Origin of the sequence: Erythrobacter sp. QSSC1-22B (assembly GCF_001678665.1) — a bacterium.
Taxonomy (GTDB): Bacteria; Pseudomonadota; Alphaproteobacteria; order Sphingomonadales; family Sphingomonadaceae; genus Qipengyuania.
This window is the reverse complement of sequence record NZ_LZRP01000006.1, coordinates 80240-104507: the sequence shown is the minus strand read 5'-3', so window position 1 is coordinate 104507 and position 24268 is coordinate 80240. Positions and strand designations below refer to the sequence as shown.

Genomic DNA, 24268 nt, shown 5'->3' with positions numbered 1-24268 from the left:
AATGGCCGATGAGCAAACCCGTTTCGATCCCGCGCAGGCGACGCCGTTTCTGACGGCGCGGTCGCACAATGGCTGGCTGGGTCTAAGCTATCGCGATCATGGCGAGGACTGGGCCGAGCTCGAGCTGCCATGGCGCGAAGACCTGCTGGGCGAGGACGGGCGCGAGGTGCTTGCTTCGGGGCCGATCATCAGCCTGATGGACATGGCCAGCGGATTGGCGATCTGGACCCGGATGGGCCAGTTCCGCGCCATCGCCACACTCGACTTACGCGTTGACTACACCCGCCCCGCCCGCGGCCGGTCGAGCGTCTTCGGACGCGCGCAATGTTATCGCTTGACCCGCTCGGCCGCCTTCGTGCGCGGCATCGCGCATGACGGCGACCCGGATGATCCTGTCGCGCATATGCAGGCGGTCTTCATGTCGATCGATGCCCGCAGCGACCCTCGCAGCGCGGAGCTGCCCGGTGGCTGATCCGCGCGATATCGAGATCGTCACCCCCTACGCCCGCTCGCTCGGCATCGCGCTCGACCGCTGGGAAGGCGATACGCCCGTGCTGCGGGTCGAATTCTCCGATTCGGTGCAAGGCCGTCCCGGCGCGCTGCATGGCGGGGCGATCAGCGGATTGCTCGAAACCGCCGGCTATGGCGCGCTGCGCGCCGAGCTGGCGCGGGGCGAACGCGAGGCGCAGATGAAGCCGATCAACATCACCGTCCAGTTCCTGCGCAGCGGCAAGACGCGGCCCAGCTTCGCCAGGGCGCGCATCGTCAAGCTGGGGCGCCGCACCGCCAATATCAGCGTCGAGGCATGGCAGGACGACGAGGCCAAGCCGATCGCCAGCGCGGTGATGAACATCCTGATGGTGGATGCGGACGCCGCGGCCTAGCTAGCGGTTTTGCTCTTCGAGCCGCATTCGTTCGGCCTCGTACCGCTCGCGCATCCGCTCCTGTTCCTGTTCGACCCGCAGGCGTGTCGCCTCCTCGGCGCGGCGGCGCACCTCCTCGAACCTTTGCGAATCGACGCGGACACCGTCCTGTCCCATCCGCAGGTCGAGATCGATGCCTTCGACATCGGTCGAATAGATCATCTCGCCATCCTCGAAGCGCAGCCGCGAGCCGTCTTCCATCGGGATGTCGTCAAGATCGGGAACGTCCTGCGGCTCGACCGGACCGCCGGGATCGGCGCGCTGGGTCGGATTGGCCTGCGGTGCGGCGGCACCGCCCGCCTGGCGCATGAAATCCTTCCAGATCTGCGCGGGCAAGCCGCCACCGCTGATACCGTCGAGCGGCGAATTGTCGTCATTGCCGACCCACACCCCGACCACGAGATCGTTGGCATAGCCGACGAACAGCGCATCGCGATTGTCCTGCGTGGTGCCGGTCTTGCCGAAATTGGGCCCGGCCAGCATCGCTGCACGCCCGGTGCCGCGGTTGATCGCGTGGCGCAGCATGTCCTCCATGTCGGCATGGGCGCGGCCCGAGAGCGTGTCGCTGCCATCCCACAACCGCTCCCACCAATTGGGCTCCGCACGCGCGAAGGCATGGGGCTCGACCGGATAGCGATTGCCCGCGACCCCCGCATAGGCCGCGGTGAGTTCGAGCAGGCTCATCGTCGAGGTCCCAAGCGCCAGGCTGGGATCGCCCTCGGCCAGAGCGGAGGTCACGCCCATATCGCGCGCGGTCTCGATCACCGCCTCGGAGCCGACCTCGCCGAACAGCCGCACCGCAGCGACATTGCTCGACTGGGCGAAGGCTTCGCGCAGCGTCAGGCTGTCCGAATAGCGCTCCCGCGAGTTCTTCGGCCTGTAGCTGCCCTCCTCGATCGCGGTGTTGGCGATCCGGTCGTCGGGGTCCCAGCCGGCACGCAGCGCGGCGAGATAGACGAACAGTTTGAAGGTCGATCCGGGCTGGCGCTTGGCCTGCGTCGCGCGGTTGAAGGTCGATTTTCCGTAATCGGTGCCGCCGATCATCGCCACCACCTCGCCATTGGGGCGCATCGCAACCAGCGCGACCTGCGCATCGCCCAGTTCGCTGCGCCCGGTGACCACCCGGGCGATCGACTGGAGGCGACTGTCGAGCGTGGTCGTCAGCGTCTGGCGCGCATAGCCCGAGCTGGTCCGCTCGCGCGCCTCGGGAAGCGCCCAGTCCGCGAAATAGGTGCCCGTGGGAAGGTCGCTCTTTAGCCGCACATCAAGCGCAGGCGGGCGCAGGCTGCGCGCTTCAGCATCGCTCAGATAGCCCGCCGCGACCATGGCCGCGACCACCATCTGCCGGCGCCGCTCCGCGCGGTCGTAATGCTTGACCGGATTGAACCGCGACGGCGCCTGGACCAGCCCCGCCAGCATCGCCGCCTGGCTGGTGGTGAGGTTCTCGGGGCGACGATAGAAGAAATGCAGGCTCGCCGCGCGCAGGCCATAAACATTGTCGCCGAAATAGGCGTTCGAGAGATAGCGCGCGAGGATCTCGTCCTTGGTCAGCCAGCTTTCCAGCCAGAACGCGATCAGCATCTCGCGCGCCTTGCGGGTCAGCGTCTGCTCGGGCGTAAGAAAGGTGAATTTCGCCAGCTGCTGGGTGATGGTCGAGCCGCCGCCAACCCCCATGAACACCGCACGCGCGACCCCGCGCGGATCGACGCCCCAATGATCGTAGAACCGCCGGTCCTCGATCGCCATGAAGGCCTCGATCACATGCGGCGGCAGATCGGCGACCACGACCGGTTCGTCGGTGACCGCGCCGTTGCGCGCGATCGGGGTGCCATCGGCGGCCAGCAGCGTGACCATCGGCGGCGCGATCGGCTGGAGCGATTTGTTGAGCGGCGCGGTAAATGCCAGCCACGCCACGAGCAGGATGAACAGCGCCAGCGCGGCGGCGACGATCCGTCCGGCCCACCAGCGCTTGCGGCGGTCGCGCCAGTAGGGACGGTGCCACCAGCGCTCGCCGTCGCGTGGCTCGCGCTGCACCCGATAGGTCCCGCCATCGCCCTGCGCCCCGGACAGCTGGCGGTCGACCGCATCGAGCCGCGCGTCCCAATCATCGTAATCGGGATCCTCGCCCAGCCCGTCGTGCAACGAGTAATAGCCGCGATGCGGCGCCGGCTGTGGCTCGGGTGGCTTGCGCCGGAAGGAATCGAACAGGCCCATGCTCTACTGTGTTAACAGAACAACACAGGCGGGGCCAGACCCGCCGGCCTCAGTTCTTGCCGACCACGCTCTCGGGCAAATCCTCGCCGAAGACGCGCTGGTAATATTCGGCGACCAGCATCCGCTCTTCCTCGTCGCATTTGTTGAGGAAGGAGAGCCGGAAGGAGAAGCCGACGTTCTTGAAGATCGCGTTGTTCTGCGCCCAGGTGATCACCGTGCGCGGGCTCATCACGGTCGAGATATCGCCGTTGATGAAGCCCTGCCGGGTCAGGTCGGCGACCTTGACCATATCGGCCAGCAGCTTGGGATCGGCATCGGGGTTCTTGGCAGCGACGATCGCCTGCTCGGTTTCGGCGGGGAGATAGTTCAGCCCGATGACGATGTTCCAGCGGTCCATCTGACCCTGGTTGATCGCCTGCGTGCCGTGATAAAGCCCGCTGGTATCGCCCAGACCGACAGTGTTGGCGGTGGCGAACAGGCGGAAATGCGGATCGGGGCGAATCACGCGGTTCTGGTCGAGCAGCGTCAGCTTGCCCTGCTGTTCGAGCACGCGCTGGATCACGAACATCACATCGGGCCGCCCGGCATCGTATTCGTCAAACACCAGCGCCACCGGATGCTGCAGCGCCCACGGGAGCAGGCCTTCGCGGAACTCGGTGACCTGCAACCCGTCGCGCAGCACGATGGCATCGCGCCCGATCAGGTCGATCCGGCTGATGTGCGCGTCGAGATTGATGCGGATGCAGGGCCAGTTGAGCCGCGCCGCGACCTGTTCGATATGCGTCGATTTGCCGGTGCCGTGATAGCCCTGCACCATGACCCGGCGATCGTGCGCAAAGCCCGCGAGAATCGCCAGCGTGGTGTCGCCGTCAAAGACATAGTTCTCGTCGAGATCGGGGGTGCGCTCGTCGGGTTTGGAAAAGGCCGGCACCTTCCAGTCGATATCGATGCCGAAGACCTCGCGCACATCGACCTCGGTGTCGGGTGCGGCCAGCACGGTTTTGGAGGAGGCGTCGAAGCTCTTTTCGGTCATGTCGTTCATCGCGTGGCGGGTTAAGCATTTATCTGCGCCGCGCCAACCCTATATTGGCTGATGATGAGGCAAGCCGACCTATCCGAAAAACTCCGCCAGCGACTGATTGGCAGCGTTCGCGCAGTCTTCAACGACGTCGAGGGCGGCGAGAAATCGGTTCCGCCCTCGGACGAAGCCCTGTTCGAGCGCGATTCGCCGATCCGGCTGGTCCATGCCGATGTGGTGAGCATGATGGTCGGCGGCATCCGCAGCCTGCTGCTGCAGATGCTCCACCCGCATGCGCTGCAGGGCGTGCTCGACCATTCCAACTTCCGCAGCGACATGCACGGACGGCTGCGCCGGACCGCGCGCTTCATCGCCACCACCACTTTCGGGCACCGCGACGAGGCGATGAAGGCAATCGAGCGGGTCAACCGGATTCACGCGCATGTCGATGGCACGCTCCCCGATGGCACGCCCTATTCGGCGCGCGATCCACGCACGCTGGCATGGGTCCATGTCGCCGAGGCGAGCAGCTTTCTGGCCGCCTATGTCCGCCATGTCCGCCCCGACATGCCCAATCACGCCAAGGACGAATATTACCGCCAGTTCGCGGTGATCGCGACGGCGCTGGGGGCCGATCCGGTGCCGCTCGACCGCAAGGAGGCCGAAGCGATCTTCCGCGAATTGCGCCATGATCTGGCGGCGTCGCCGCAGGCGCGCGAGATCGCCGAGCTGGTGCTCAACCAGCGACCCGAAGGCGCGCCGCCCGCGGTGCAGGCCATCCTCGGCTCCGAGGCGGTGGCGCTGCTGCCGCCGTTCGGGCGCTCGATGCTCGGGCTCGACCGGCCGGGGCTGATCGCCCTGCCCGCGCGCGCCGCGACCTGGGGAATGGGCAAGACGCTGCGCTGGGCGTTCCGGCAGAATTGAACCGGGCTCGGGATTGAAGCGGGTGGCGAACGGAATGGCGCCACCGTAAACCTAATTCTTGCCTGAGCTTTAGGTCAGCGCGTTTTCAGCCGATCGCTGAGCTCTTGCGCAGCAGCTGGTAGGCTTCCACCACGCGGCCAAGCCGCGCTTCGAACTTGCGGTCGCCGCCGTTGCGATCGGGGTGGTATTGCCGCACCAGTTCCGAATAGCGCCGCCGCAACCGGGTGCGGTCGGCATCGAGCCCGAGACCCATTTCCTCCAGCGCCTCCGCTTCCTCGCGGCTGAAGCGGCCATCCATCGCCATCTCCGCCTCGCGCCGGGCGCGGCTGCGGATCCCGCCCGCGCGCGCGGTGATCGCCTCGAGCGGATCGTCGAAATCGGCCCAGCGCGGCATGCCGTCGACCCCGGCGGTCGGGCGGAAGGTCGCGCTTTCGGTGCGCCAGCCCGCCGCGACGCCCTGCGCATCGAGGATTTCCTCCGCGCTCATGCCCTCGAACCAGTCGTAGCCCGCGTTGAATTCGCGGACATGATCGAGACACATCCAGCGCCAGTGTCCGGGCCCGTCGAGCCCGTGCCCGTCGCGCCCCGGGGCGCGGAATTCGCCGGGCGCATCGCAGGCCGGATGGTCGCACATCCGCCCTTCCGCTTCGTAGCGGCCATGAAACCTTGTGGTGCGCATTCGCATTAGGATGGGGACGCCATTCGCGTTAGGAAACCCCCGAAAAGGAGAAAACCCATGGCCGGAACCGTTCAGCAGGAAATGGAACGACTGCTCACCGAAGCCTTTACCCCGACGCGGCTGGAGGTGGTCAACGACAGCGCCAAGCACAGCGGCCATTCGGGCGACGACGGCAGCGGCGAATCGCATTTCACCGTGGTGATCGAGGCCCCCGCCTTCGCCGACAAGAGCCGGCTCGAGCGCCAGCGGATGGTCAATCGCGCGCTCGGCGACATCCCCGGCGAACGCGTCCACGCGCTGGCGATCCAGGCCTCGGCGCCGACGCCATGAGCTACGATCTGTGGTACTGGCCGGGCATTCAGGGACGCGGCGAATTCGTCCGCCTGTTCATGGAAGCAGCCGGTATCCCCTATCGCGACCGCGCGCGGCAGGGCGATGCGCAGGCGCTGGTGGAGGATATGGAAGCGCGCGAAAAAAGCGGCGCTTTCGCGCCCTATGCGCCGCCCTATCTGGTCGCCAAAGATGGAGCCGATGAGTTCGCCATCGCGCAGGCGGCGCACATCCTTGCCTGGCTGACCGACCGCCACGATCTGGGCAGCGGCGACCCGCAGACCGATCTCCATCTGATCCAGCTCCAGCTGACCATCACCGATGTGGTCGCCGAGGCGCACGACACCCATCATCCGCTGGGCGGGGGCCTCTATTACGAGGATCAGAAACACGCTGCGGCGACGCGGGCGAAGGGTTTTCGCGAAGATCGGATACCGAAGTATTTCGATCATTTCGAAGCCGCGCTGGGGGTGAACCCGGGCGCCTTTTTCCGCGCCGATCGCTTCGGCCATGTCGACACCTCGCTGTTCCAGCTGGTCGAGGGGCTGCGCTACGCCTTTCCCCGCCGGATGGCCGAACTCGCAGCAGACTACCCGCGGATTTGCGCCTGCCGCGATGAAGTTGCCGAATTACCCGGCATCGCTGCCTATCTGAACTCGGATCGCCGCATCCCCTTCAACGAGGACGGCATCTTTCGCCATTACCCCGAACTGGACGCTCCATGATCACCCAGACCATCGTCCCGACCACCCACGACCTCGGCCAGTTTCAGGTCCGCCGCGCGCTACCGGCACGCGAACGCAGCATGGTCGGCCCCTTCATCTTCGTCGATCAGTTCGGCCCGGCCCAGCTCGATATCGGCGGCGGGATGGATGTGCGCCCGCACCCCCATATCAATCTCGCCACGGTGACCTGGCTGTTCGAGGGCGCGATCGATCATCGCGACAGCCTTGGCAGCCACTCGACGATCCGCCCCGGTCAGGTCAATCTGATGACCGCGGGCCGCGGCATCGTACATTCGGAACGCTCGCCGGATGAGGACCGCAACGCCGGGCCGCGGCTCTATGGCATGCAGACCTGGCTGGCGCTGCCCGACGGGCGCGAGGAAATCGACCCGGCGTTCGAGGCGGTGGTCGATCTGCCGGTGATCGCGGATGGCGGCGCCCGCGCCACCGTGGTGATGGGCGAATTATGGGGCGAGCGCGCCCCGGTGACGACCTATGCGCAGACCATCTACGCCGAGATCATGCTGGAATCGCAGGGCGCCATTCCGATCGAGGTCAGCGCCGACGAGCGCGCGGTGATGCTGGTCGGCGGGGAAGCGAAGATCGAAGGCACCGCGCTCGATCTCTACACGCTGACCGTGCTCGAACCCGGGCGCAGCATGACCCTCAGCTCCGACCGGGGCGGGCGGGTGATCCTGCTCGGCGGCGAGGCGTTTGCCACCCCGCGGCATGTGTGGTGGAACTTCGTCAGCTCGAGCCGCGAGCGGATCGAACAGGCCAAGGAGGACTGGCGCGAGCAGCGCTTTCCGGCAGTTCCGGGCGATCTGGAGGAGCGGATTCCGCTCCCGGAGGGCGCGCCCAAGACCGTCACCTATCCGTAGGCAGCGGCTCCAAAAAGTCCAAAGGCGACCGGGCAACGCAACTGCAATCCAACTATCGGGAGAGTATCATGAGTTTCGAAGGCAAGACGGTCTGGATCACGGGCGCTTCTTCGGGAATCGGCGCAGCACTGGCGCGCGATTGGGCGGGCCGCGGTGCCCGCATCATCCTGTCCGGTCGCGACAAGGCGCGGCTTGACGAAGTCGCCGCCTCGCTCGACACCGAGACGGTCGTGCTGCCCTTCGATGTCCGCGACGAGGACGCGATGCGCGAGGCGACCGCAACCGCGACGCAGGGCCACGGCGTCGATATCTTCGTCGCCAACGCCGGAATCTCGCAGCGCAGCCCGGCGGTCGATACCGCGATGCAGGTCTACCGTGACATCATCGATATCGATCTCACCGCGCAGATCGCCGCGACGCAGGCGCTGCTGCCGCATCTGACCGGGCGCGGCAGCGGCAAGCTGGTCTTCATCTCCTCGATCGCGGGCAAGGTCGGGGTGCCGCTGCGGACCGCCTATTGCGCCGCTAAATTCGGGCTGATCGGCTATGCCGACGCGCTGCGCGGCGAATTGTCGCAGAGCGGGATCGAGGTCCATGTGGTGTGCCCCGGATCGGTCGCGACCGATGTCAGCCGCAACGCGCTGACCGGCGACGGCAGCAGGCGCGGCCGTAGCGACAAGGCGATCGACGAGGGCATCGCACCCGGCGACGCCGCAAAGACCATCGTCGATGCGGTGGAATTGAACCAGCGCGAGATCATCGTCGCGCAAGGGATGGAGGAGGCGATGGGAGAGCTGCGCCGCACCCCCGACCAGCTGTTCGACCAGGTCGCCCAGATGGTCGCCAAGGGCTATATGGACAAGATGACGGCGGAGGAATCGTGATGGAACAGACCCGCGTCACGCTCGCCAACGGGATCGAACTCGACGTGGTGGACGAAGGCCCGCGCGATGCGCCGGTGCTGATCTTCCTTCACGGCTTTCCCGAGAGCCACCGCACCTGGCGCCACCAGCTCGCGCATTTCTCGAAGAATTTCCGCTGCATCGCGCCCGACCAGCGCGGCTATCGCGGCTCGTCCAAGCCCCCCGAGGTTTCGGACTACAAACCCGACAAGCTGGTGGGCGACATCTTCCTGCTCGCCGATGCGCTGGGGGTCGAGCGCTTCACCGTGATCGGTCACGACTGGGGCGGCGCGATCGCCTGGGGGGTGGCACTGATGGGGCAGATGAACGGAAGGGTGACCCGCGCCGTGGTCGCCAATGCGCCGCATCCCGCGATCTTCCAGCGGCTGCTTTATACAAATCCGGTCCAGCGCGAGGCGAGCCAGTATATGCGCGGCTTCCGCGACACCGCCAACGACGCGCTGGTCCGCGAACACGGGCTTGGCGGGCTGCTGCTGCAGGAAATCCGCTGGGATGCGCCCGACAAGATGGAGCCCGAAGAACGCGCGCAATTGCTCGCGGACTGGCAGGACCGCGATGCCGCCTTCGCGATGCTCAACTGGTACCGCGCCAGCCCGATCGACATTCCCGCGCCCGATGCCCCCTACGAACTGCCCGAGGCCTGGACCCCGCCGCCATTGCCGCCGCTGACCATCCCGACGCTGGTGATCTGGGCGCTGGACGATCTCGCGCTGCCGCCCGAGAACCTCGAGGGGCTCGATGAGGTGGTGAAAGACCTCACGCTGGTCGAGGTGCCCGATTGCGGCCATTTCGTCCCATGGGAAGCGCCCGGGGCGGTCAATGCGGCGATGGACGCGTTTCTGGGGCGGACGGCCTAGCCGGTCCACTCCACCCAGGCGCCGTGCGGATGCGCCGTGGCGAGGTTTTGCCATTGCTCGCCGCCCGGCCAGTAGCGGACCGCGAGTTCGTGGCGGTGGGTGTCGCGATCGGCCTCGAGCGAGACCCAGGCGAGCGGCGCCTCCTTGCTCGCGCGCGCCCCCGCCTCGGCCATCAGCGCCTCGATCCGCGCGCGCTCCTCGGGCTGGACATATTGCCAGACCACCGAGTGCATCAGCATCCGCGTCACTCCCGGCTGCTTCGGCTCCGCCAGCACCTCCTCGAGGAAATCCGCCGCACCGCATTTGGCGATGTGCGGCGGGGCAGCGCCCGCCAGCGCGACCGCCGCATCCATCCGCGCGAAGCGGGAGGTGAATTCGGGCCAGATATAGGCCTTCAGCCGCAGCGCCTGCTCGGGGTCGGTCAGATCGACCGGCGCGACATCGCAGCCGCGCGCTGCGACGATTTCGAAACTGCCCCGCGGCGGCCGGTCCCCGCGCCATTCGGGCGCAAGCTGCAGCGCGGCATCCTCGGGACCAGCGGTGACCCCGCCGAGATCGAAGCGGTAGCGATCCATCATCAGGTTGATTCCCGCGCTCGATCCCAGTTCGTGGAGCGCGAAACGCGGCGGCAGGCCCTTGCTGGCAAGCCACAGCATCGCCGCGGCGAACCCCCACGAGCGCCCAGCCTCATTGGTCTGCGGCGGGCCGTCGAGCCACGGCAGCAGGAAGGCCTCGTGCCGCTCCAGCGCGTCGGCAATCCGCCCGGCGGCATCGGTCGGCGCCAGACCTTCGTAGATCGGGCGCAAGGCGGGTTCGGCGCCTGCGAGCTGCAGCGCGTGCAGCCCGCCCGCCACGCGCAACGGCAGCGCATCCGCCAGCGGCGGGCCCGCCCATTTGCGCACCCGCCGCATCGCCGCCCCGCCCCGCTCGCCGTCCAGCAGCGCGCGCAGCCCCTCGCAGACGCTGGCGGTGATCGGCGCCTGATTGTCGCGGCAATAGGCGACCTGGTTCGCGAAGGCGCGCGCCACCGCCTCCGGACCCCGCGCCTGCGGATCGATCGGCTCGTCTGTGGCCTCCGTCATCGCCATTGCCCTTTTACCTGCCGCTGCCTATCTGCGCGACCATGCCCGACCTGCTGACCTTCGCCGTGCCCAAGGGGCGCATTCTCGACGAGGCGCTGCCCGTGATGGCGCGCGCCGGCGTGGTGCCCGAGGACGCTTTCCACGACAAGGCCAACCGTTCGCTGACCTTCGGCACCACCCGCGACGACATGCGGCTGATCCGGGTGCGCGCCTTCGATGTCGCCACCTTCGTCGCGCATGGTGCGGCGCAGGCCGGGATCGTCGGCTCGGATGTGATCGAGGAATTCGATTACGCCGATCTCTATGCACCGGTCGATCTCGACATCGGCCACTGCCACCTCGCGGTCGCCGAGCCCGGGCAGGTTTCCGACACTATCTGCAGCGCCAGCCATCTGCGCGTCGCGACCAAATATCCCAACATCACCCGGCGCCATTTCGAGCGCCAGGGGATTCAGGCCGAATGCGTCAAGCTCAACGGCGCGATGGAGATTGCCCCCGTGCTCGGGCTCGCCGGCCGGATCGTCGATCTGGTCTCCACCGGGCGCACGCTCAAACAGAACGGGTTGGTCGAGACCAGCCGCATCATGGACATCTCCGCCCGGCTGATCGTCAACCGCGCCGCGCTCAAGACCGATCCGCGCGTCGGCGCGCTGGTCGAGGCGTTCCGCGCCGATGCTTCCGCCCGAAAGGCCGCGTGATGAAGTTCCTCGATGCCAATGCTGCGGATTTCGAACAGGCCTTCGCCAGGCTCGTCCGCAACAATCGCGACAGCGATGCCAATGTCGGTCGCGATGTCACCAACATGCTCAACGAAGTGCGCGAGCGGGGCGACGATGCGCTGGTCGAATACACCATGCGTTTCGACGGCCACCGGCTCACCAGCGACGACGACTGGCGGATTTCGCCCGAGCAATGCCGCGCCGCCTACGATGCGCTCGACCCCACTTTGCGCGATGCGCTTCAACTCGCCGCCGATCGCATCCGCGCCTATCACGAGCAGCAATTGCCCGCCGACAGCGACCGCACCGATGCCATCGGGATGCGGCTGGGTGCGCGCTGGCTGCCGGTCGATGCCGCGGGGCTCTACGTGCCCGGCGGCCGCGCCTCCTATCCCTCCTCACTACTGATGAACGCGATTCCCGCCAAGGTGGCAGGGGTGAAGCGGCTCGCGGTCACCACCCCGACCCCCAAGGGCGAGAGCAATGCGCTGGTGCTCGCCGCCGCGCATATTGCCGGGATCGACGAGATCTGGCGCGTCGGCGGGGCGCAGGCGGTGGCCGCGCTCGCCTATGGCACCAAGAGGATCGCCAAGGTCGATGTCGTCACCGGTCCGGGCAATGCCTGGGTCGCCGAAGCCAAGCGCCAGCTCTATGGCGTCGTCGGGATCGACATGGTCGCCGGGCCCAGCGAAATTCTCGTCATCGCCGATGCCGACAATGATCCCGAATGGATCGCCGCCGATTTGCTCAGCCAGGCCGAACACGATCCGACCAGCCAGTCGATCCTGATCACCGACGATATCGGCTTCGCGCGAATGGTCGAGGATGCGGTCGATCTCCAGCTGATGAACCTGCCCACCGCCAAGGTCGCGCGAGCCAGCTGGGAAGCGCATGGCGTGATCATCGTCGTCGATACCATCGAGCAGGCCGTGCCGCTGGCCGACCGGCTCGCCGCCGAGCATGTCGAGCTGGCGGTTGCCGATCCGCAGGCGCTGTTCGACCAATTGCGCCACGCCGGCAGCGTGTTCTTCGGGCGCACCACCCCCGAGGCGGTCGGCGACTATATCGCCGGGCCCAACCATGTCCTTCCCACCGGGCGCCGCGCGCGCTTCGCCAGCGGATTGTCGGTGCTCGACTTCATGAAACGCACCAGCTTCATCAACGCCGGCCCTTCCGCGCTCGCGGCGATCGGCCCCGCCGCGGTGGCGCTGGCCAATGCCGAGGGCCTGCCCGCCCATGCGCGCTCCATCGAACTGAGATTGAAATGAACAAGCCTACCCGCCCCGCACGCAGTCAGGCCCGATCGGCCGCGCGCCTCGCCGCCGTCCAGGCGCTTTACCAGATGCAGATGGAGAAGACCCCGCTGGCGCGGCTGCTCCACGAATTTCACATGCATCGCCTCGGCCACGAGGTCGAGGGCGAGGAATATGCCGATGCCGAGGTCGATTTCTTCGACGATCTGGTCGCCGGGGTCGATGCCCGCCGCGCCGAGATCGACGAGGCGCTGATCGCCAAGCTCGCGTCGGGCTGGACGCTGGCGCGGCTCGACAAGACCATGCTCCAGGTGCTGCGCTGCGGCGCCTACGAGCTCATCGCCCGCCCCGATGTGCCCGTGGGCAGCGCGATCAGCGAATATGTCGATGTCGCCAAAGCCTTCTTCGACGACCGCGAGGCCAAATTCGTCAACGGCATCCTCGATGCGGTTGCGAAAGAGGTTCGCAGCTGACCGAAAGCGATTTCATCGCGGCCCTGCGCGCGCTGGCCGTCGATCCGGCGGCGCGCGGGCTGGCGGACGATGCCGCGGTGCTCGAATTCGGCGGCGAAACGCTGGTCCTGACGCATGATGTGCTGGTCGAGGGCGTGCATGTCCTGCCCGCCTCGGACCCCGCCGATATCGCCTGGAAACTTGTCGCGGTGAACCTGTCGGATCTCGCCGCCAAGGGCGCCGAGCCGGTCGGCATATTGCTTGGTCATATGCTCGGCGATGGCGACGAGCGGTTTCTTCAGGGTCTGCACGCAGTGCTCGACGCCTATGGAGTGCCCCTGCTCGGCGGCGACACCGTCAAGGGCGGCGCGCAGCGCAGCTGGGGCGTCACCGCGCTCGGGCGCGCCACCCACATCCCCGCGCCATCGCGCAGCGGCGCGCAGGTCGGCGACGGCGTGTTCGTCACCGGAACGCTCGGCGCGGCGATGCTCGGCCATGCCGCGCTCACCGGCGGCGCCGAGGCCGACACCATCGCCTATCTGCGCCCCACCCCGCTGCTCGCCGAGGGCCGTGCGCTGGCCCCGCTTGTCAGCGCCATGATGGATGTCTCCGACGGGGTGCTGCTCGACGCCTGGCGACTTGCCAGCGCCAGCGGCGTCACGCTCGAACTCGACAGCGCGGCCATCCCGGTCGCGGACGAAGCCCGGCGAGGCGAATGCCTGCGCTGGGGCGACGACTACCAGCTGCTCTTCACAGCGCCCGCCGATGCTGCGCTGCCCGTCGCGGCCAGCCGGATCGGCACCGTCGCTGCGCACGATAGCGGCGTGCTGCGGCTCGACGGGCACCCCCTCTCTCCCGACGACGGGCTCGGCTACACCCACGGCTGAGCCGCACCGGGTCGCTTCGGCTTCGGGCTTGTCAGGCCCACATGCCGCGATATACCTTCCCCCATCATGCGCCCACACACTCGCGAGGGAGCGCATAAACAATAAGCGGGGAGGGAAAATTTAGTGAACCTAGTTCTTATATCGATCGGGTTGGGACTGCTGGCCATCGTCTATGGCTTCGTCACCAGCCGCCAGGTGCTGCGCGCAGGCGCGGGCAATGAGCGGATGCAGGAAATCGCCGGCGCCATCCAGGAGGGTGCGCAGGCCTATCTCAAGCGCCAATACACCACCATCGCCATCGTCGGGGTGCTCGTCGCCATTCTCGTCGGGGTGTTCCTCGGGATCATTCCGGTGGTCGGCTTCGTCATCGGCGCGATCCTCTCGGGCGTCGCGGGCTTTATCGGGATGAACATCTCGGTGCGCGCCAACGTCCGCACCGCCGCCGCCGCGCAAAGCGGGCTGCAGCAGGGGCTCACCCTCGCCTTCCGCTCCGGAGCGATCACCGGCATGCTCGTCGCCGGGCTCGCGCTGCTCGCGATCGCGGTGTTTTTCTATTATCTCGTCGAGATCGGCGGTCATGCGGCCAACAGCCGCGAGGTGATCGACGGGCTCGTCGGCCTCGCCTTCGGTGCCTCGCTGATTTCGATCTTCGCGCGGCTTGGCGGCGGGATCTTCACCAAGGCCGCCGATGTCGGCGCCGATCTGGTCGGCAAGGTCGAGGCGGGCATCCCCGAGGACGATCCGCGCAACCCGGCCGTGATCGCGGACAATGTCGGCGACAATGTCGGCGATTGCGCGGGCATGGCCGCCGATCTGTTCGAAACCTATGTCGTCACCGTCGGTGCCACCATGGTGCTCACCGCGCTGCTGCTCAGCGGCTTGGGTGACATGCTGCTGCCGATGATGGCGTTGCCGCTGCTGATCGGCGGGGTGTGCATCGTTACCAGCATCATTGGCACCTATTTCGTCAAGCTGGGCGCCAAGGGCCCTGGAGCCACCAATGTGATGGGCGCCATGTACAAGGGCTTCCTCGTCACCGCGGTGCTGTCGGTCCCGGCGATCTGGCTGGCGATGCAGTTCGCGCTCGGCGATCTCAACACCGTGATGGGCGGCGCCAATCTGGGCGCGATCGATGCCGGTGCACCGCTCGCGGAGGAAGGCACCGCGTCCCTCACTCCCTTCACCGGCTGGGACCTGTTCTGGTCGGCGATTATCGGGCTGGTGCTGACCGGGGTGATCATCTGGATCACCGAATATTACACCGGCACCAATTTCCGCCCGGTGCGCTCGATCGCCAAGGCTTCGGAGACGGGCCATGGCACCAATGTGATCCAGGGTCTGGCGATCAGCCTTGAATCGACCGCGCTGCCGACGCTCGCGATCGTCGCCGGGATCATCGGCGCCTACCAGTTCGCGGGGCTGATGGGGATCGCCTATGCCGCCACCTCGATGCTGGCGCTCGCGGGAATGGTGGTTGCGCTCGATGCCTACGGGCCGGTCACCGACAACGCCGGCGGCATCGCCGAAATGGCGAGTCTCGACGACAGCGTGCGCGAGAAGACCGATGCGCTCGACGCGGTGGGCAACACCACCAAGGCGGTGACCAAGGGTTATGCGATCGGTTCGGCGGGCCTTGCCGCGCTGGTGCTGTTCGCCGCCTACACCGCCGACCTCGCCGAGTACTTCCCGGGCGTGGACGTCGATTTCAGCCTCGAGAACCCCTACGTCATCGTCGGGCTGCTGCTCGGCGCGCTGCTGCCCTATCTGTTCGGGGCGATGGGGATGACCGCGGTGGGCCGCGCGGCGGGCGATGTGGTCAAGGATGTCCGCGACCAGTTCCGCGAAAACCCGGGTATCATGGCGGGCACGTCCAAGCCCGACTACGCCCGCACCGTCGATCTCGTCACCAAGGCGGCGATCAAGGAGATGATCGTGCCCTCGCTGCTGCCAGTGCTGGCGCCGATCGTGGTCTATTTCGGGATCACGCTGATCGCCGGCCAGCAGAATGGCTTTGCCGCGCTGGGCGCCCTGCTGCTGGGCGTGATCGTCAGCGGGCTGTTCGTGGCGCTGTCGATGACCGCAGGCGGCGGCGCATGGGACAATGCCAAGAAATACATCGAGGACGGCAATCACGGCGGCAAGGGCTCCGAAGCCCACAAGGCCGCGGTGACCGGCGATACGGTGGGCGATCCCTACAAGGACACCGCCGGCCCGGCGGTGAACCCGATGATCAAGATCACCAATATCGTCGCGCTGCTGCTGCTCGCGGCGCTCGCGGCCTGATCCAGAACGCCACCGGCCACAAGGCAAGCCCTGCCCGCCGCGCTCCCTGTTTTTGCCAGGGACCGGCCGGCAGGGTCTTGCTTACCGGCCGATTAGGCTTTCCTTCACCCGCCCGCGCTAGGTATTGCCCGCGCAAGCAGCAGTTCGAACCGCAGCGGGGTTAGCTTTTCCCAATGGCCACCACGGCGCCATCTTCCACCGGTAGCGAAAGCTGGAGCCAGTCCGCCCGGCTGCCCGCGATACCCGCTGACGCTACAAGATCCGAAATGCGCGTCACGGCGCCGGGCTGGCGCGAGTTCGATTGCCCCGGACAGATCGCGCAATGGGATGCGCTGGCGCAACGCGCGAGCGAGCCCAATCCCTATTTTGAAAGCTGGTTCCTGCTGCCTGCGCTGCGCGCGCTCGACCCGCAAGGTGCGGTGCAGCTGCTGTGCTTCAGCGTCGATGGCGAACTGGCGGGGCTGATGCCGTTCCAGCGCAGCCGGAGCTATTACTCCTACCCCTTCCCCCATGCCGCCAGCTGGGTGCATCCCAATTGCTTCCTCGGCGCGCCGCTGGTGGCGCGCGGCTGCGAAACGGCCTTTTGGCGCGCGGTGCTCGACTGGGCGGATCGCAATGCGCGCAGCGCGCTGTTCCTCCACCTCACCGAACTGCCGCTGGCGGGCGAATTGTACGATGCGCTCGAGGAAGTGATCGCCGAACAGAACCGCCCGAGCGGGATCGTGATGCGCCAGCAGCGCCCGGTGCTGGCCTCGCCGCTCGCCAGCGAACCCTATTTCGAAACCGCCTATTCCTCCAAGCGCCGCCGCGAGCTGCGCCGCCAGTTCAACCGGCTGGCCGATTCCGGCGTGGTCGAATTCGTCTGGCACTGGGACGATGCCGGGATCGCGCCATGGTGCGAGGACTTCCTGCGTCTCGAGGCTTCGGGCTGGAAAGGCGAGGCGGGATCGGCGCTGGGCTGTACCGACGCCACGCGCGCGCTGTTCTGCCAGGCGCTCGAAGGCGCGGCGGGGCGCGGCAAGCTGGTCCGCGTCGCCCTGACGCTCGACCGCCGCCCGATCGCGATGCTCGCCAATTTCGTCGATGCGCCGGGCTCCTTCGGCTTCAAGACCGCCTTCGACGAAAGCTTCGGCGCCTATTCGCCCGGCGTGCTGCTCGAGCGCGAATATCTCAAGGTGCTCGACCGCAGCGACATCGCTTGGTGCGACAGCTGCGCCGCCCCCGACCATCCAGTGATGAGCGAGATGTGGACCGCGCGCCGTGCGATCGGGCGGATCTCGGTGGGGATCGGCGGACCGGTCCGGCGCACCGCGTTCAGGGCGATCCTCGCGCAGGAGCTGGGACGGCAGGACCCTGGCCCGGAGACCAGTGCAGACACCGGCCAGAAGAAGGATGCGCCCGCATGACGGTTTTTCCCCCCGAAATCCGCACGCGCTTTGCGGCGCACTATCCGGAATCGATCTGCGAGCTGCAGCACAGGCTCGGCGACAATCCGCTGATGGAGCTGGAGAGCCTTGCGACTCTGGCCGATTCGCTGCCCGCGAATTCGGTCGAATGCCTCCAGTCCGACCTGCCGATCGGGGTCGACGGCGCGCCCGAACAGACCGGCCGTTCGGGCGGCGACACGATCCGCGACATTGCCGGCGCGCGCAGCTGGGTCATGCTCAAGCGGGTCGAGCAGAATCCGGCCTACCGGCAATTGCTCCACGATCTGCTGGCCGAACTGCGCCCCGAGATCGAGGCCTGCACGGGCCCGATGCTCACGCTGCAGAGCTTCATCTTCATCACCTCGGCGGGGGGGATCACCCCGTTCCACTTCGACCCCGAACACAATATCCTGATGCAGGTGCGCGGGACCAAGACGATCACCATCTTCCCCGCCGGCAATCCGCGTTTCGCGCCGCACGAAATGCACGAAGCCTATCATTGCGGCGGCGGCGCCGAACTGGCGTGGAAGGACGAATTCGCCGAGCATGGCCGCGCGGTGGCGCTCGAGCCCGGGCGCGCGGTCTATGTCCCGGTGATGTCGCCGCATTTCGTCCGCAACGGGCCCGAAGTCTCGATCTCGCTGTCGGTGACCTGGCGCAGCGAGTGGAGCTATGCCGAGGCCGATGCCCGCGGGTTCAACAGCCTGCTGCGCCGCGCCGGGCTGCAACCCGCCCCGCCCGCCCGCTGGCCGCGCTCGAACTGGACCAAGGCCAGCGCCTACCGCATGCTGCGCAAACTCCGCGCTGTGGATTGAGCTTGTCTTGACGCGGTCTTGACCCTGCGCCGGGCGATCCGCACAGCGCCCGTCATGACCGAACCGATCCCCGACGATTCCACCCCCGAACAACTCGTTGCCGGGCTTGTCCGCCTGCTCACCGTGACGCGCGAGGACGAGGATAGTTTCCTCGGCCAGCCGCAGCCCGGCGGGGTCGGACGGGTGTTCGGCGGGCAGGTCATCGGCCAGGCGCTGCAGGCCGCGCAGGCCGCCGCACCCGAAGGCATGGGCGCGCATTCGCTGCACGCCTATTTCCTCCGCGGCGGCGAGGAAGGCGTCGACATCGCCTACGAGACCGCGCGCGATTTCGACGGTCGCAGTTTCGCCAACCGCCGCGTGGTGGCGCGCCAGCAGGGCCGCCCGATCCTCAACCTCACCGCCAGCTTCCAGCAGCCCGAGGACGGGCTGAGCCACGACGACTACGCGATGCCGCAAGTCACTCCGCCCGAGGAACTGACCCCCGATACCGAGCAGCGCCGCGAGTTCGTCGCCAATCTCGACCATGTTTCCGAGCTCCAGCGCGCGCTGATGCTGCGCCCACGGCCAATCGAGATGCGGACCAGCGACAGCCTCCACTGGATGAACAGCGAACCGCGCGCACCGCAGGCGCACAGCTGGTTCCGTACGGTCGCGCCGCTGCCCGCGCTGGCCGATGACCCGGCGATCCATCGCGCGGTGATCGCCTACGCCAGCGATTACACGCTGCTTGGCACCTCCGCCCTGCCCCATGGCCTGAGCTGGGCGCGCGGCGAGCTGAACGGCGCCAGCCTCGACCACGCGATCTGGTTCCACCGCCCCGCGCGCGCCGACGAATGGCTGCTCTATGCCACCGACAGCCCGTGGAGCGGCGCCGGGCGCGGCTTCAACCGCGGGCGGATCTTCGACCGCGCGGGCCGGCTGGTCGCCAGCGTCGCGCAGGAAGGCGTCGTCCGCCGCCGCAAGCGGTCGCCCACCTCCACAGGAGGCTAAGCGCCGATTGTCCGGGAACGGCTTGGCGCTTGTGCCGCTATGCTATCTAAGGGGCGCATTCCTGCCGCCCGCACAGACAAGGACATCGGCATGGATTGGCAGCGCGACCAGCAAAAATACAAGACCAGCAAACCCTCCATGCTCGGGCGGGGAATCGAGCGGCTGACGCACCCCTTCGGCAAGGCGCTTGCCAGCGTCGTACCCAAATCGCTGGTCGAAGCGGTGCTGACCGGGCTCGACCGCGCGGTCGGCGCCAAGCAGCTGGTCAATTTCACCCACGACACCGCCGACCTGCAGGCCGCGCATGACGCCGCCAGCAGCGTTGTCCGCACCGCGCGTGCGGTCAGCGCCTCGACCGGGGCGGCTGCCGGGCTCGGCGGCGCGCTGTCGATGGGGGCCGATATCCCCGCCACCATGGCGATCGCATTGCGCACCATCCGCGACACCGGCCGCGCCTATGGCTTTGCCGGCGAGGGCCCTTCGGAAAAGCTGTTCCGGCTGCAGATCCTCGAGCTCGCCGCGCTCGACGATCCCGACTTGCGCGCCGAGCGGATCGCCGCGCTGGAGGCCGGGATCGGCGCCGATGGCGACCTTATCCATGCCGGGCAGGAACACATCACCCCGGTGGTCGACCAGGCGGTCGAGCGCATCTCGCGCGCGCTCGCCTTCGCGACGATGCGCAGCCGCGCCGGGATGCTGGTGCCGATCGCCGGCTCGCTGGTGGGCGGGATCGTCAATTCCTCGTTCCAGAACGATGTCGGCAAAGCCGCCCGCTTCGCCTTCCTGGCGCGCCGGCTGAAGGAAGCCGAGCGGGGCGCTGGCTGACGCTTGTGAGCGGATTGGCGTGTCCGATTGTCACCGCGATTTGTGAGAGCAGTGGCAAGTTTGCTTGATGAGAGCAGACCCTTATTGTTGCCGGTCCGGAAACGACCCAGTTCTGGTCGTTCCGACGGCCGCCACTCATTGGGCGATGGGTGATGCCTGCGTTCTCATTTAAGGATATTGGCTAATCCATTGCTCCATTTCATTTGCCTCCATCCAGCGAACGCTCAGATGTGGAGGCGAATTGGTCATCTCGTAGAAAGCATGCGCCTGTCGCGGAGACATGCCCATATCGGTGTAGTAGTCGAGATAGAGATCTTTTCTGAACCCACTGAGTGAAGGGTCACCTGCCTGGCGGCCATAGTCGTCACGCCAGCTGTGGACCGCAAATTCCGCACCACTTTCCATGGTGCGCTCTTTCCCGGCCAAGAACAACTCGACCGCGCCCGATCTCGCCGAGCCATGGCTGGGGACATGGGTTTTTAGCCCGGCCTCGCGAATCATCCTGCCTAGCTGGAGATTGGCAATATCGTCGACCGTGCCAGGACCTTCGACAATGTCCAGCCGGTCGAGATTGGGGTGGTCTGCGAGCACTTGCTTGAGCCAGTTTGGGCTCATCGCATCGGTCTCGCGGATCAGTTCGAGCCGCCCGCAGATGACGCGAAACGGGCCGTATTTCGCCGCGATGTAGCGAGCCGCGGACTGATGTTGATGCGTCTTTTTAGCGGACTCCGTTTCGCGCTGCTGCGCCGCAGAAACCGGCTGCACCTGCAAATAGATGAGGGCCAAAGGGACACACAGAGCGAGGGGAATGAGAGTGCGAGGGAGCATGAGAAATCTCCATTATCTGCGACACCTTCAGCTGATGGCCAAGCGTCCGTGAAGCCGCCCAGCCCGGATGTCCGATTGAGCGATTAGCAAAAGAAGAGGGCCGGCCCTTGGCTTCTGAGATGGGGGAAAGCGGGCTGGCCTAATATCCGTTGAGCGTTGCAAAATGGCATTGCTATTCGGCGCGTTCAGATCCGGCAATACGGCCTTAATACCGTATCCTACCAGGCCTCCGAACTTTCCCTTCAAAGCAGACCGAGCAACGTTTGAAGCAGGTCGCTACCAACGCCAGGCAGAGCTCCTCTGGGCAAGGCATGACTGCTTCCGGGTATCGGCGAATGACCGGGTCGCGGGCGCTTTGCTGCCGAGCTTTGCTCCGTGGTTCAACGGCAGCTCTCTAATCTGGTCTCCCAAAAGGAGACCGGAAGCTTACCACCCAATATTGGACCTTCCCGCTCCAACTGCAGAACTCCAAGAGCCGACCATCGGTCTGGCTTCCCCCTTCCGGGCGAAGGCAATCCAGGCGCGACGCGCTGGCCGCATCCGGCGGTCTCCCCTCCCCTTGGGGAGGGGCCGGGGGTGGGGGTACGGCGCGTGTGGCTACGGGCGCCGGGCACCCCCACCGGACCTCCCCCCCAAGCGGGAGGAGACGCAAGCGCAATCACTCCCCAAGCGCGTCTCCTGCGGCGACGCCGCTGGCCCAGGCCCATTGGAAATTGTAGCCGCCCAGCCAGCCGGTGACATCGACCGCCTCGCCGATGGCGTAGAGGCCGGGGTGTTTCTTCGTCGCCATCGTCTGCGACGACAGTTCGCCGGTCGCGATGCCGCCGCTGGTGACTTCGGCCTTGGCGTAGCCTTCGCTGCCATTGGGGTTGAAACTCCAGCGCGCCAGCCGCGCCTCCGCCTCGCGCAGGGCCTTGTCGGGGGCGTTGCCGAGTTCGCTGGCAATCCCGATCCGCTCGGCGAGGATATCGGCCAACCGGTGCGGCAGCGCCTCGCGCAGCAGGCCGCGTAGGGTGCCCCGCGGGGTGGCGCGCTTGGCCGCGAGCAGCCAGCCTTCGCTGCGGTCGGGGAGGAAGTCCACCGTCACCGGATCGCCGGGCTTCCAGTAAGACGAGACCTGCAGGATCACCGGCCCCGAAAGCCCGCGATGGGTGAACAGCGCTGCTTCGTGGAAGGCCTGCTTTCCGGCAGTCGCAGTTACCGGCGCGGCGACGCCCGAGATCTCGCGGAACAGCACATCGTCGCCCCCCAGCGTCAGCGGGACCAGTGCGGGGCGCGGTTCGACCAGCTTGAGCCCGAACTGGCGCGCGAGCTCATAGGCGAAGCCGGTCGCACCCATCTTGGGGATGGAAGGCCCGCCGGTGGCGATGACGAGATTTGCGGCGTGGTAGCTGCCTGCCTGGGTCCGCACGGTGTAGCCGCCGTCCGCCGCGACCTCGGCCACTTCCTCGCCGCAGCGCAGCGTCACCTCGCCGCCGCTCTCGCGCGCCCGCTCGCATTCCGCGAGCAGCATCGCGACGATCTGCTTGGCCGAACCGTCGCAGAACAATTGTCCGAGCGTCTTCTCGTGCCAGGCGATGTCGTGGCTCTCGACCAGATCGAGGAAATCGCGCGCGGTGTAGCGCGCCAGCGCCGATTTGGCGAAATGCGGATTGGCCGAGATGTAGTTCGCCGGCCCGGCGCCCAGATTGGTGAAATTGCAGCGCCCGCCGCCCGAGATCAGGATTTTCTTGCCCGGCGTCTCGGCGCGTTCGAGCACCAGCACCTTGAGCCCGCGCTGCCCGGCGCGCGCGGCGCACATCAGCCCGGCGGCTCCGGCCCCCAGAATGATGGCGTCGTAGTCGGTCATGCTTTTCCCAGTTCGGCTCAGCTCGGCGCCGTTGCGGGCGGGGCTTCCTGCCGCGCCACGAAATAGAGCAGCGTGCCCGCCAGCACCAGCGCGCCGAACACGCCCCAGCTCTGCGCCTCGGCGTGGGTCGCGACCCACAGCGTGCTGATCACGGTGAGCGCGCAGACCAAGGCGCGCACCGGGTGGATGCGCCCCTCGCGGTGTTCGAGCACCGGCAGCGCGAAGGCGGCGATCAGATAGGTCAGCAGCCGCGTCAGCGTGCCCGCCAGCGCCAGCACCATGAAACCCTCCCACAGCCCGAAGGCGATGCTCGCCCCGCCGTAAAACAGGATCGAATTGACCGGAGTGCCGAGTTTTGGCGAAACCGCCATGAACCAGCGCGGCAGCATCCCGCGTTCGGCCATGCCGTAGGTCATCCGCGGCAGACTGATCCCGCCGGCGAAATTGTTCGCGCCGATGCTGAACGCCGCCGCGATCACGATGGCGATAGCGCCCACCGGCCCCATCGCGTCGAGCGCTGCGACCGCCAGCGGATTGTCCGCGCCTTCGCTCACCACCGGGGCGATCGCGATATAGGCCCATATCACCAGCATGTAGAGCAGCGTCACCGCGCCCAGCATCGCGACCAGCGCCAGCGGCACGTCGCGCTTGGGGTTCTTCATCTCGCCCGCGGGCAGGACGACATATTCGAAACCGATGAAGGCGTAATAGGTCAGCAGGACCACGCTCTCGGCAGCGGAGAATTCGGGCAGCACCAGCCCGGCGCTCGGCTCGCCCGCGAACAGCCCGGCGCCGATCAGCGCGAACAGCGGCAGCAGCTTGACCGCGGTCAGCGCGCCCAGCGTCGCCACCGAGCTCTTGAGGCTGAACAGGTTCACCACCGTGATGAAGCCGATGAAGCCTGCGACCACCAGCGGGCGCAGCAGCGCGCCGTCGAGCGCGGGGAACAGCGTGGCGAGATAGGAGACCATGACATGGGTGTTGGCCGCCACCGTCACAATCGCGCTGGCATAGCGCGCCCAGCCGGCCTGGAAGCCGACGAAGCGGCCGAATGCGGCCTCGCCATAGAGGATCGGCCCGCCACTGTGGTCGAATTTTGCCGACAGCCAAGCGAACACCAGCACCAGCGGCAGGAACAGCAGCCCGCCCAGCAGCATCATCCACGGCGCGAATTCGCCCACCGCGAGGAACAGCGTCGCGGGCAGCGCGAATATCCCTGCGCCGATCATCCCGTTGACGGGCAGCAGCGCGGTGCCGAACAAGCCCATGGTGCGTGGGGGAGTGCGTGGAGGCGCGGTCTTGGTATCCATTATGTCGTCCCCTTGCGGCCTTGGGCAGCGGCGGGCCTATGCAGTGGGCTTCGCTGCACCATCAAAGCAGAAAC

The 24268-nt window shown here is 67.1% G+C and carries 24 protein-coding genes; 17 read left to right on the top strand and 7 right to left on the bottom strand.

Translation table 11 applies throughout. The annotated features are described in order from the left end of the window. The first annotated feature begins 1 nt into the window (after position 1). Both A9995_RS11035 and A9995_RS11030 read left to right on the top strand, forming a co-directional pair. Positions 2-472, top strand: coding sequence for a PaaI family thioesterase (locus tag A9995_RS11035; RefSeq protein WP_067612957.1), 471 nt, complete (start codon positions 2-4; stop codon positions 470-472). Beyond that, positions 465-884, top strand: a complete 420-nt coding sequence (locus A9995_RS11030; RefSeq protein ID WP_067612955.1) for a PaaI family thioesterase — start codon at positions 465-467, stop codon at positions 882-884. The genes A9995_RS11035 and A9995_RS11030 overlap by 8 nt, the downstream gene beginning before the upstream one ends. Here the strand turns inward: A9995_RS11030 and A9995_RS11025 are convergent, their stop codons facing one another. Continuing rightward, positions 885-3137: a transglycosylase domain-containing protein gene (locus tag A9995_RS11025; protein WP_067612953.1), complete on the bottom strand. Its 2253-nt coding sequence runs from the start codon at positions 3135-3137 to the stop codon at positions 885-887. Between the two features lie 49 nt (positions 3138-3186). Beyond that, positions 3187-4179 (bottom strand): AAA family ATPase, encoded by a 993-nt coding sequence (locus tag A9995_RS11020; RefSeq protein WP_067612951.1) that lies wholly within the window; start codon positions 4177-4179, stop codon positions 3187-3189. A gap of 54 nt (positions 4180-4233) precedes the next feature. Between A9995_RS11020 and A9995_RS11015 the strand changes: the two genes are divergently transcribed. Further along, a complete protein-coding gene (locus A9995_RS11015; protein ID WP_369815840.1) occupies positions 4234-5079 on the top strand; it encodes an oxygenase MpaB family protein in 846 nt (281 codons plus the stop codon). A gap of 85 nt (positions 5080-5164) precedes the next feature. Here the strand turns inward: A9995_RS11015 and A9995_RS11010 are convergent, their stop codons facing one another. Further along, entirely contained in the window at positions 5165-5758 is a 594-nt protein-coding gene (locus A9995_RS11010) for a J domain-containing protein (RefSeq protein ID WP_067612947.1), read from the bottom strand. Positions 5759-5815: 57 nt separating this feature from the next. Between A9995_RS11010 and A9995_RS11005 the strand changes: the two genes are divergently transcribed. From A9995_RS11005 to A9995_RS10985, 5 genes are all read left to right on the top strand, one after another. Continuing rightward, a complete protein-coding gene (locus tag A9995_RS11005) occupies positions 5816-6088 on the top strand; it encodes a BolA family transcriptional regulator (RefSeq protein WP_067612945.1) in 273 nt (90 codons plus the stop codon). After that, positions 6085-6813 (top strand): glutathione S-transferase, encoded by a 729-nt coding sequence (locus tag A9995_RS11000; RefSeq protein WP_067612942.1) that lies wholly within the window; start codon positions 6085-6087, stop codon positions 6811-6813. The genes A9995_RS11005 and A9995_RS11000 overlap by 4 nt, the downstream gene beginning before the upstream one ends. Continuing rightward, on the top strand, positions 6810-7694 hold the full coding sequence (locus tag A9995_RS10995; RefSeq protein ID WP_067612939.1) for a pirin family protein: 885 nt from the start codon (positions 6810-6812) through the stop codon (positions 7692-7694). Before A9995_RS11000 ends, A9995_RS10995 begins: the two co-directional genes overlap by 4 nt. Before the next feature lie 68 nt (positions 7695-7762). Continuing rightward, positions 7763-8578: an SDR family NAD(P)-dependent oxidoreductase gene (locus A9995_RS10990; RefSeq protein WP_067612936.1), complete on the top strand. Its 816-nt coding sequence runs from the start codon at positions 7763-7765 to the stop codon at positions 8576-8578. Next, positions 8578-9474, top strand: a complete 897-nt coding sequence (locus tag A9995_RS10985) for an alpha/beta fold hydrolase (RefSeq protein WP_067612933.1) — start codon at positions 8578-8580, stop codon at positions 9472-9474. Before A9995_RS10990 ends, A9995_RS10985 begins: the two co-directional genes overlap by 1 nt. Here A9995_RS10985 and A9995_RS10980 read toward each other — a convergent pair. After that, positions 9471-10556, bottom strand: a complete 1086-nt coding sequence (locus A9995_RS10980) for a DUF2332 domain-containing protein (RefSeq protein ID WP_067613279.1) — start codon at positions 10554-10556, stop codon at positions 9471-9473. The genes A9995_RS10985 and A9995_RS10980 overlap by 4 nt on opposite strands. 41 nt (positions 10557-10597) lie before the next feature. Here A9995_RS10980 and hisG point away from each other — a divergent pair, with 41 nt between their 5' ends. The 9 genes from hisG (at position 10598) to A9995_RS10935 (ending at position 20207) form a co-directional block, all read left to right on the top strand. Further along, a complete protein-coding gene (gene hisG / locus A9995_RS10975; protein ID WP_067612931.1) occupies positions 10598-11254 on the top strand; it encodes an ATP phosphoribosyltransferase in 657 nt (218 codons plus the stop codon). Further along, on the top strand, positions 11254-12543 hold the full coding sequence (gene hisD, locus A9995_RS10970) for a histidinol dehydrogenase (protein WP_067612928.1): 1290 nt from the start codon (positions 11254-11256) through the stop codon (positions 12541-12543). Before hisG ends, hisD begins: the two co-directional genes overlap by 1 nt. After that, positions 12540-13001 (top strand): transcription antitermination factor NusB, encoded by a 462-nt coding sequence (gene nusB, locus A9995_RS10965; protein WP_067612925.1) that lies wholly within the window; start codon positions 12540-12542, stop codon positions 12999-13001. Before hisD ends, nusB begins: the two co-directional genes overlap by 4 nt. Continuing rightward, positions 12998-13867, top strand: a complete 870-nt coding sequence (gene thiL, locus A9995_RS10960) for a thiamine-phosphate kinase (protein ID WP_067612922.1) — start codon at positions 12998-13000, stop codon at positions 13865-13867. Before nusB ends, thiL begins: the two co-directional genes overlap by 4 nt. Before the next feature lie 123 nt (positions 13868-13990). Then, positions 13991-16150, top strand: a complete 2160-nt coding sequence (locus A9995_RS10955) for a sodium-translocating pyrophosphatase (RefSeq protein ID WP_067612919.1) — start codon at positions 13991-13993, stop codon at positions 16148-16150. A gap of 173 nt (positions 16151-16323) precedes the next feature. After that, complete coding sequence (locus A9995_RS10950; protein ID WP_082992656.1) at positions 16324-17556, top strand: GNAT family N-acetyltransferase; 1233 nt, start codon at positions 16324-16326, stop codon at positions 17554-17556. Continuing rightward, entirely contained in the window at positions 17553-18392 is an 840-nt protein-coding gene (locus A9995_RS10945; RefSeq protein ID WP_067612914.1) for a cupin-like domain-containing protein, read from the top strand. The genes A9995_RS10950 and A9995_RS10945 overlap by 4 nt, the downstream gene beginning before the upstream one ends. Before the next feature lie 54 nt (positions 18393-18446). Beyond that, complete coding sequence (locus tag A9995_RS10940) at positions 18447-19382, top strand: acyl-CoA thioesterase II (RefSeq protein WP_067612911.1); 936 nt, start codon at positions 18447-18449, stop codon at positions 19380-19382. Between the two features lie 90 nt (positions 19383-19472). Then, complete coding sequence (locus A9995_RS10935; RefSeq protein ID WP_067612908.1) at positions 19473-20207, top strand: EcsC family protein; 735 nt, start codon at positions 19473-19475, stop codon at positions 20205-20207. A 168-nt stretch (positions 20208-20375) separates the two neighbouring features. Here the strand turns inward: A9995_RS10935 and A9995_RS10930 are convergent, their stop codons facing one another. From A9995_RS10930 to A9995_RS10920, 3 genes are all read right to left on the bottom strand, one after another. Further along, positions 20376-20993 (bottom strand): alpha/beta hydrolase, encoded by a 618-nt coding sequence (locus tag A9995_RS10930; protein WP_145916915.1) that lies wholly within the window; start codon positions 20991-20993, stop codon positions 20376-20378. Positions 20994-21693: 700 nt separating this feature from the next. Further along, positions 21694-22884, bottom strand: coding sequence for an NAD(P)/FAD-dependent oxidoreductase (locus A9995_RS10925; protein ID WP_067612902.1), 1191 nt, complete (start codon positions 22882-22884; stop codon positions 21694-21696). Positions 22885-22901: 17 nt separating this feature from the next. Then, on the bottom strand, positions 22902-24194 hold the full coding sequence (locus A9995_RS10920; protein ID WP_067612899.1) for an APC family permease: 1293 nt from the start codon (positions 24192-24194) through the stop codon (positions 22902-22904). Positions 24195-24268 lie beyond the last annotated feature (74 nt).

Excerpts from the sequence above, each read along its gene's own strand:
- hisG (WP_067612931.1), top strand. The coding sequence starts at position 10,598 with ATGCCCGACCTGCTGACCTTCGCCGTGCCCAAGGGGCGCATTCTCGAC.
- A9995_RS10950 (WP_082992656.1), top strand. The coding sequence starts at position 16,324 with ATGGCCACCACGGCGCCATCTTCCACCGGTAGCGAAAGCTGGAGCCAG.
- hisD (WP_067612928.1), top strand. The coding sequence starts at position 11,254 with ATGAAGTTCCTCGATGCCAATGCTGCGGATTTCGAACAGGCCTTCGCC.
- A9995_RS11000 (WP_067612942.1), top strand. The coding sequence starts at position 6,085 with ATGAGCTACGATCTGTGGTACTGGCCGGGCATTCAGGGACGCGGCGAA.
- A9995_RS10935 (WP_067612908.1), top strand. The coding sequence starts at position 19,473 with ATGGATTGGCAGCGCGACCAGCAAAAATACAAGACCAGCAAACCCTCC.
- A9995_RS10995 (WP_067612939.1), top strand. The coding sequence starts at position 6,810 with ATGATCACCCAGACCATCGTCCCGACCACCCACGACCTCGGCCAGTTT.
- A9995_RS10985 (WP_067612933.1), top strand. The coding sequence starts at position 8,578 with ATGGAACAGACCCGCGTCACGCTCGCCAACGGGATCGAACTCGACGTG.
- A9995_RS10920 (WP_067612899.1), bottom strand. The coding sequence starts at position 24,194 with ATGGATACCAAGACCGCGCCTCCACGCACTCCCCCACGCACCATGGGC.
- A9995_RS11025 (WP_067612953.1), bottom strand. The coding sequence starts at position 3,137 with ATGGGCCTGTTCGATTCCTTCCGGCGCAAGCCACCCGAGCCACAGCCG.
- A9995_RS10945 (WP_067612914.1), top strand. The coding sequence starts at position 17,553 with ATGACGGTTTTTCCCCCCGAAATCCGCACGCGCTTTGCGGCGCACTAT.
- A9995_RS11020 (WP_067612951.1), bottom strand. The coding sequence starts at position 4,179 with ATGAACGACATGACCGAAAAGAGCTTCGACGCCTCCTCCAAAACCGTG.
- A9995_RS11035 (WP_067612957.1), top strand. The coding sequence starts at position 2 with ATGGCCGATGAGCAAACCCGTTTCGATCCCGCGCAGGCGACGCCGTTT.
- A9995_RS10940 (WP_067612911.1), top strand. The coding sequence starts at position 18,447 with ATGACCGAACCGATCCCCGACGATTCCACCCCCGAACAACTCGTTGCC.
- A9995_RS10925 (WP_067612902.1), bottom strand. The coding sequence starts at position 22,884 with ATGACCGACTACGACGCCATCATTCTGGGGGCCGGAGCCGCCGGGCTG.
- A9995_RS11010 (WP_067612947.1), bottom strand. The coding sequence starts at position 5,758 with ATGCGCACCACAAGGTTTCATGGCCGCTACGAAGCGGAAGGGCGGATG.
- A9995_RS10990 (WP_067612936.1), top strand. The coding sequence starts at position 7,763 with ATGAGTTTCGAAGGCAAGACGGTCTGGATCACGGGCGCTTCTTCGGGA.
- A9995_RS11005 (WP_067612945.1), top strand. The coding sequence starts at position 5,816 with ATGGCCGGAACCGTTCAGCAGGAAATGGAACGACTGCTCACCGAAGCC.
- A9995_RS11015 (WP_369815840.1), top strand. The coding sequence starts at position 4,234 with ATGAGGCAAGCCGACCTATCCGAAAAACTCCGCCAGCGACTGATTGGC.
- nusB (WP_067612925.1), top strand. The coding sequence starts at position 12,540 with ATGAACAAGCCTACCCGCCCCGCACGCAGTCAGGCCCGATCGGCCGCG.
- A9995_RS10980 (WP_067613279.1), bottom strand. The coding sequence starts at position 10,556 with ATGACGGAGGCCACAGACGAGCCGATCGATCCGCAGGCGCGGGGTCCG.